Source organism: Bergeriella denitrificans NBRC 102155, from assembly GCF_001592185.1.
Taxonomy (GTDB): Bacteria; Pseudomonadota; Gammaproteobacteria; order Burkholderiales; family Neisseriaceae; genus Neisseria; species Neisseria denitrificans.
Genome location: NZ_BCWL01000109.1, coordinates 1 through 7,099 on the forward strand (window position 1 = coordinate 1; position 7,099 = coordinate 7,099).

Genomic DNA, 7,099 nt, shown 5'->3' on the forward strand with positions numbered 1-7,099 from the left:
GGAGTATATCTACTCCCATCTATGCCGTCTGAAAAATCCCCACCCGTCCGCTTCACACAAACCGCCGCTACACCAAGGTCCGCACCAAACCCGCCAGCTGCCACAGTGCCCAGGCGGCGACCAGCATACCTGCGGCGAAGCGTATTTTTTTGTTTTGCAGAATGTTTTTCAAACCGGCGGCGAAAAAGCCCATTGCCAGCAGGTTCGGCAGTGTGCCCAGCGCAAAGGCCAGCAGATACAGCCCGCCCTGTGCCGCGCTGCCGCTGCCGAGCGCGTAGAGCGATGCGCTGTACACCAAGCCGCAGGGCAGCCAGCCCCACAGCAGCCCCACGCCGAAGCAGGCGGGGACGGAGCGTATCGGCAGCAGCCGCCCCAGCAGCGGGTTCAGCCGCTTCCACACCGGCCGCCCCAGCGCTTCGATTTTGGATGCGGCCGCCGAGATGCCGGCCAGATACAGACCCAGCAGCAGCAGCAGAATATTGGCAGCGGCAAATAAAACCAGCTGCACCGAGCGCGTTTCGTCCAAAAGCATGCCGGTCTGCCCCAAAAGCCCCATCAGCGCGCCGATAAATACATAGCTGCTGATGCGCCCCAAGTTCATCAAGATAATCAGGCCGAAGCGGTTGATGTGCGGCGGCAGCTGCAGGGCAAACGCGCCGGATAAGCCGCCGCACATACCCGCGCAATGGCCGCCGCCGAAAAAGCCGAGCAGAAACAATGTCAGAAGCGTGATGTCACCGTTCATAGCCTAAGCATTCCAAACCAAACGGCTGCTATTGTACACCTTATTCAGACGGCCTTTCTGCTATAATCGCTGTCTTGTATATCCCTTTTCCACGGACAGCCCATGTTTACCCAAGCCGCCCAAGAATTATCCACCCTGCGCGACCTGCTGCGTTTTGCCGTCAGCCGTTTCAACGATGCCGAGCTGTTTTTCGGCCACGGCAGCGACAATGCCCACGACGAGGCCGCTTATCTGATTCTGCATACTTTAAACCTGCCGCTGGACACGCTCGAACCTTATCTCGATGCCAAGCTGCTGCCGCAGGAAAAAGAAGAAGTGTTGGCGCTGATCGAGCGCCGCGTGACCGAGCGTCTACCCGTGGCTTATCTGACCCATCAGGCTTGGCAGGGCGAATTTGATTTTTATGTGGACGAGCGCGTAATTGTGCCCCGCTCGTTTATCTACGAGCTGCTGGGCGATGCGCTGACGCCGTGGATCGAGCATCCGGAGCTGGTGCACCACGCGCTGGATTTGTGCACCGGCAGCGGCTGCCTGGCGGTACAGATGGCGCACCACTACCCCGCCGCCACCGTCGATGCCGTCGATTTGAGCCTGGACGCGCTGGAGGTGGCCGCCATCAATGTGGAAGATTACGGCCTGGAAGAGCGCATCAATCTAATTCACACCGATTTGTTTGAAGGTTTGGAAGAAACTTACGATTTGATTGTGTCCAACCCGCCTTATGTCGATGCCGAATCGGTCGAGGCGCTGCCCGACGAATACCTGCACGAGCCGGAAATGGCTTTGGGCAGCGGCGAAGACGGCTTGGACGCCACCCGCCAAATTATTCTGCAGGCCGCCAAATTCCTCAATCCGCGCGGCGTGCTGCTGGTGGAAATCGGCCACAACCGCGACGTATTGGAAGCCGCCTACCCCGAGCTGCCGTTTACCTGGCTGGAAACCAGCGGCGGCGACGGCTTTGTGTTCCTGCTGACGCGCGAGCAGCTTTTGGGCGAAGAATAAACGTGCTTTAATGCAAACATAAAGCCGTCTGAAAATCATATCATTGGTTTTCAGACGGCTTTTCCTTCTAAAATTCAACAGGCACAATGCTTACTCAAGCACATAGCCATTTTCGTCCCACTGGGTCTTTTTCACCAGCTGGTCGTCCAGATACACCGATTCGGATTTTTTCGCGCCGTCGGCATACCAATCCAATACAATGCCGTTGCGGCGGCCGTTGCGTATGGTGATTTCCGACAGCAGACGGCCTTCTTCGTCCCAGCTCACGATGGCGGTCGGCTTATCGTTGACCATGGTCATTTCGCTTTTCGGGCGGCCGTCGGCATACCACTGCTTCCAATAGCCGTTGGCCTTGTCATTTTTAAACTGAATTTCACTTTCTTTGTTGCCGTTGCGGTAATAGCGCGAGCCCGTGCCCTCGCTCATGCCGTTTACATAAGGCATCACGGCGGATTTGCGCCCGTTGGGATACCAGTTGGTCCATTCGCCGTTGGGCTTGCCGTTGCGGTAGCTGCCGACCATTTTCTTCTGCCCGTTGAAATGCCAAAGCGTCAGCGTGCCGTTGTTCAATACGGGGACGAACACCTTAATCTGCGCCGCCGGCACTTGGTAAGGGTCGGAATATTTCTTCATTGACGGATAATAGAAATCCTGCACCAGGGCATTTCCGGCGGTGACCTGATATTGGCGCACATAGGCCACTGCCGACATGGTCGCGGTCAGCTTGCCCTGCTGGTTAAAATACACCGAATGGGGTTGCGCCCAAGCGCTAGCGCTCAGGGCGGCGGCGCCCATAATGAATACGGTATGCAAAAAACGGTTCATGGAACAATCCGGGATGCGGCGGCTGTTGAGTCAGAGACGCCATTATAGGCCATTTACGGCGGCTTGGGCCAAATATGCGCGAACAGCCGCGCTACACCAGCCCCAGCGACTGCAATTTACCGCGTAAGATTTCGGCATCCCAGCCTGCCGATACGGCCAAAGTCAATAAGGCGGTCGCGGTTTCCAAATTACATTTGCCCGCATTGACAACACCCGCCTGCCGCAACGCGCTGCCCTGCGCGTACACGGCGGCGGCGCAGCCCTGCGGCACTTGGCTGATATTGAGCACCAGCCCGCCTCGACGGACATACGCGCCCACGGCTTCGATAAAGGCCGCATCGGCAGGCGCGTTGCCGTGGCCGTAGCTTTGCAGGATAACCGCCTGCGCGTCGGTATGCTTCAGGCCGTCTGAAATCTGCCGCACCGCGCAGCCGGGAATTAAGGTATGGCAAACCACTGCGGCATCCGCAGCGGGCAAGTGCACGCCAAACGGCTGCGCTGAGCGCGTTGTCGGCACGGATACCGCCGCCCAACTTTCCCCCTGCCGCTCGGCCAGGCAGCCGAAATGCAGGTTGTCGAAACCGGCGGCGGTTTCGGTGCTTACCTTGCTGCTGCCGACGGCGGGAAACAGTTTGCCGTCGAAAGCAATCACCACCTGCGGCCAATCCAATTCAAAAGCGGCCACGGCAGTTGCCAGATTGCGCGGCGCATCGCTCCCGGGCGCGTCATACGGCCATTGCGCGCCGGTCAGCACAACAGGTTTATCCAAACCCTCCAACGCCAGCGCCAGCATATTGGCGGTATAGGCCAGCGTATCGGTACCGTGCAGCACCAATACACCGTCGTATTGCGGGATTTTGTCGGCCAGCAGCGCCAGCCACGCCCGCCAGTCGGCCAGGGTCACGGCGGAAGAGTCAATCAGCGGCGCGCAGATATGCCAGTCAAACGCCATGCCGTCTGAAAACGGCTGCAGTGCTTTCCCAACCAGCGCGGTATCGGGGCGCAGGCCGTCGCTGCTTTGGCTCATGCCGATGGTGCCGCCCGTATAGAGAACGAAGATTTTTTTGGAAGGGTTCATAATTTATCTGCCCGGTTTGCGTGTAAGGTATTTTTTCAGACGGCCTATAGCCGATGTGCCGCTTTCAGCCGCTGCACATAATACATCGCCCGACTGCCGGCCAATATGCCCAGCAGGGTTTGGCTGCGGAACAGGCGGCACAGGGCGGCGACTGCTACGCGGCGGTTGAAACGGCTGGGATAATGCCGCAGGCGGTAATCGTAGCCCGCATCCGCCAAACGCGCGGCCAGCTCGCGCCGGGATACGCCGGCTTTCAACATATTGACGATATGGATAAATTGAAAGGAATCGCGGATTTCATGCAATCGCTCGGCGGCATCGCCCGCCGCATCCGCCGCCTGCAGCAGCGCGGTATAGCCTTTAACCGCCGCGCCGATGTCGTCTAAAAATTTCTGCGTCTGCGCCGCCGTGCGTACCGAGCGCATGACCGATTGCGGATTGTCGGTATAGGTATAAACCGCCTGCGGGCTGGTAACAATCCGCTCCGAGCGCAGCAGGCAGGCCAGCACAAACAGCCCGTCTTCCAGGTATTTCATGCCTTCGTTGAAACGCAGCCCGTACCGCACAATCATTGCCCGCCGATAGACATACGACCACGCATACGATGAAAACGGAATATCCGTCAAAAAGCGGTCGCGCGGATAAACTTCGGTTTGCCGTGCGTAGCGTGCATCGGCGTTGAAATGCAGCATATCCGCATCCGACTGCGCCAACTCCGCCAGCAGCGCGGCCAGCTTGGACGCATCGACGGCATCGTCCTGATCCATAAACATCACATAGCGCCCGCCCGCTGCCGCCAGAGCGGTATTGCGTGCACGGCTCACGCCGCCGTTGGGCGTGTCGATTAACTTCACATTGAGCGGCCGCGCGGCATCCGTTTGCAAAAATGCCTGCAGGCGCGGCAGGGTGTCGTCGCTCGAGCCGTCGTTAACCAGCAGCAGCTCCGTGTCGGCCACGGCCTGATGCACGGCGAGCAGATTGCGGCTCAGTGCGTCGATAAAGCGGCTGCCGTTATAAAGCGGCACAATTAAGGTTAAAAAGGCCATATCCTATCCCGAATACCTGCTTGGCAGGCAAAAGAAAAGGCCTCCGCTCACGAAGGCCGTTTGCCCGCCGCTTATCCCTGCGCCGTGCCGTTTTCTTTGGCGGCGCGTTTGGCGGCACGCTTGCTGCGCAGCTCGCTCAGTTTGGCGCGGAAGAAGCTGGAGCGGCGGCGGCGGCGCCACCAGAAACCGAGCAATACGGCGGCGCCGATGCCCAAAATCACGAAAATACCCGTCTGAAATTGGTGGACTTTCTGCATCAGCCAATCGGTATTTTTGGCGCCGTATTCGCCCAAATACACCCAAATCGGTACGGAAATCAGCGCGGCCAGGCCGTCCATCGCCAAAAAGCGCCAGTAAGACACGCGGCTGATGCCGGCGGTCACGAATACGGCGGTACGCAGGCCGGGCAGAAAGCGGGCGACAAACAAGACCCAGTTGCCGTATTTGTCGAATTTTTCCTGCACCTGCGCGTAACGCTTGGGCGTCATCACGCGGGCAATCGGTTTGAACTTGAGGATTTTGTCGCCCCAGATGCGTCCGGCGGCAAACATACAGCCGTCGCCCACCAATACGCCGAGCATGCCGACGGCAAACATGATGTGCACATCGGTATAGCCCAGGCCGGAAATCACGCCGCCCGTGACCAGCGTAATGTCTTCGGGAATCGGCACGCCGAAACCGCAGGCCACCAACACGAGAAAGACGGCGATGTAGCCGTATTCGACAAAAAAAGCTTCCAAGATTGCAAACATCGGCAAGCGTCCCAGAGTAAAGGTCGATAGAGCCGCCGCCTTTCAGGCGGCCGGGGCGGATAGTGAGAAATCAGCCGTCAAGTCATGCGGGCGGCCGTCAACGCCGCGTACGGGCGTACACTAAAGGCGCGGGCAAGGCAGCAAGATTTTGCGTCGCCGCTTCTGCCCGACAAACGCCTATTTTACCAACAGATAAGGCCGTCTGAAAGAGTTGCGCCCGCTTATTGCCTTATCTTACAAACAGGCCGTCTGAAAATCCGCAGCGGTTTTCAGACGGCCTGCCCTGCCGATACCGCTTACAGCGTGGTATCCAGCGCGGCGGAAATGTCCTGCCAGATATCGTCTGCATCTTCGATACCGATGGAAAAGCGCAACAGGCCGACACGGATGCCCATTTCGGCTTTCACATCGTGCGGCACGCCGCTGTGCGACTGCGTATAGCAGTGGTTGACCAGGCTTTCCACCCCGCCGAGGCTGGAAGCCATGCGGACGAGTTTCATGTTTTTAATCACGCTGTTAGCCGCCTCGCGGGTATCGTTTTTCAGATAAACCGTTACCACGCCGCCCACGCCGCGCGGCATCTGCTTTTGCGCCAGCGCGTGATGCTCGTGCGACGGCAGGCCGGGATAAAAAACTTTTTCTACCGCCGGATGCGCTTCCAAGCGGCGGGCTATCTCAAGCGCGTTGGCACAATGCGCCTGCATACGCAACGCCAGCGTTTTGATACCGCGCAACACCAACCAGCAATCCATCGGCCCCGCCACCGCTCCGCTGTTGACCATCATCGCCTGCAACGGCTTGGCCAGCGCCTTGCTCTTCACGGCCAGCACGCCCATCAGCACATCCGAATGGCCGCACAGGTATTTGGTGGCCGAGTGGAACACGATATCGCAGCCCATATCCAAAGGCTGCTGCAGATAAGGCGTGGCGAAGGTATTGTCTATGCCCACCAGCGCGCCCGCCGCTTTGGCTTTGGCCGCCAGCGCAGGAATGTCCACCAGCCGCAGCAGCGGATTGGACGGCGTTTCCAACCACAGCATTTTCACATTGTGTTCGGCCAGCAGATTATCCGGATTGCCCAAATCGGCAAACACCACATTCACGCCCCACTTGGCGTACACCTCGGTCAGCAAATCATAAGCGCCACCGTAAATATCGGCCACGGCCACAATCGTATCGCCCGGCTGCAGAAAAGTGCGCCACACCGCATCAATCGCCGCCATGCCGCTGGCAAAAGCAAAACCCGCCTCGCCGTGTTCCAAATCCGCCACCGTATCTTCCAGAATTTTACGGGTCGGATTGCTCAAGCGCGAATAGCGGTAAGGAATCTGCTCGCCGATTTCATTCATGGCAAACATACTGTTTTGATAAATCGGCGGCATCAGCGCGCGGTTGTGCTCCTCGCAATCGTAGCTGCTGTGAATGGCTTTGGTTGCAAACTTCATGATGACGCCCCTGTTTAGCTCAGAAATAACCGCCCCATTCTATCATTATCGCCATTCAACACAAAATGATGCGTCTTTGCCTGGCATCGTCTCATGCTGATTTTGAATGGCTATATCTCAAAAATAGCCACAATCAATGAACACCCGCTATTTTGTTTGGATTCAAAGCGACAAGTGATATAATCTCTCATTTAGTCGAACACACA

At 58.0% G+C, this 7,099-nt stretch carries 7 protein-coding genes; 1 reads left to right on the forward strand and 6 read right to left on the reverse strand.

Annotated features, from left to right (window positions below):
* Positions 1–67: 67 nt before the first annotated feature.
* The gene (locus tag BDE01S_RS06805) at positions 68–745 is read right to left on the reverse strand and encodes a sulfite exporter TauE/SafE family protein (protein WP_066079178.1); all 678 of its coding nucleotides are present in this window, start codon (positions 743–745) and stop codon (positions 68–70) included.
* Positions 746–847: 102 nt separating this feature from the next.
* Between BDE01S_RS06805 and prmB the strand changes: the two genes are divergently transcribed.
* Complete coding sequence (gene prmB, locus BDE01S_RS06810) at positions 848–1,747, forward strand: 50S ribosomal protein L3 N(5)-glutamine methyltransferase (protein WP_066079182.1); 900 nt, start codon at positions 848–850, stop codon at positions 1,745–1,747.
* A 90-nt stretch (positions 1,748–1,837) separates the two neighbouring features.
* Here the strand turns inward: prmB and BDE01S_RS06815 are convergent, their stop codons facing one another.
* The 5 genes from BDE01S_RS06815 to BDE01S_RS06835 all read right to left on the reverse strand — a co-directional run bounded on the left by BDE01S_RS06815 (position 1,838) and on the right by BDE01S_RS06835 (position 6,893).
* A complete protein-coding gene (locus BDE01S_RS06815) occupies positions 1,838–2,542 on the reverse strand; it encodes a toxin-antitoxin system YwqK family antitoxin (protein ID WP_416178193.1) in 705 nt (234 codons plus the stop codon).
* 121 nt (positions 2,543–2,663) lie between these two features.
* Positions 2,664–3,650 (reverse strand): asparaginase, encoded by a 987-nt coding sequence (locus tag BDE01S_RS06820; RefSeq protein WP_066079188.1) that lies wholly within the window; start codon positions 3,648–3,650, stop codon positions 2,664–2,666.
* Between the two features lie 44 nt (positions 3,651–3,694).
* Positions 3,695–4,696, reverse strand: a complete 1,002-nt coding sequence (locus tag BDE01S_RS06825; RefSeq protein WP_082790440.1) for a glycosyltransferase — start codon at positions 4,694–4,696, stop codon at positions 3,695–3,697.
* A gap of 71 nt (positions 4,697–4,767) precedes the next feature.
* The gene (locus tag BDE01S_RS06830) at positions 4,768–5,448 is read right to left on the reverse strand and encodes a DedA family protein (protein WP_066079190.1); all 681 of its coding nucleotides are present in this window, start codon (positions 5,446–5,448) and stop codon (positions 4,768–4,770) included.
* A gap of 296 nt (positions 5,449–5,744) precedes the next feature.
* Entirely contained in the window at positions 5,745–6,893 is a 1,149-nt protein-coding gene (locus BDE01S_RS06835) for a trans-sulfuration enzyme family protein (protein WP_066079193.1), read from the reverse strand.
* Positions 6,894–7,099: the final 206 nt, after the last annotated feature.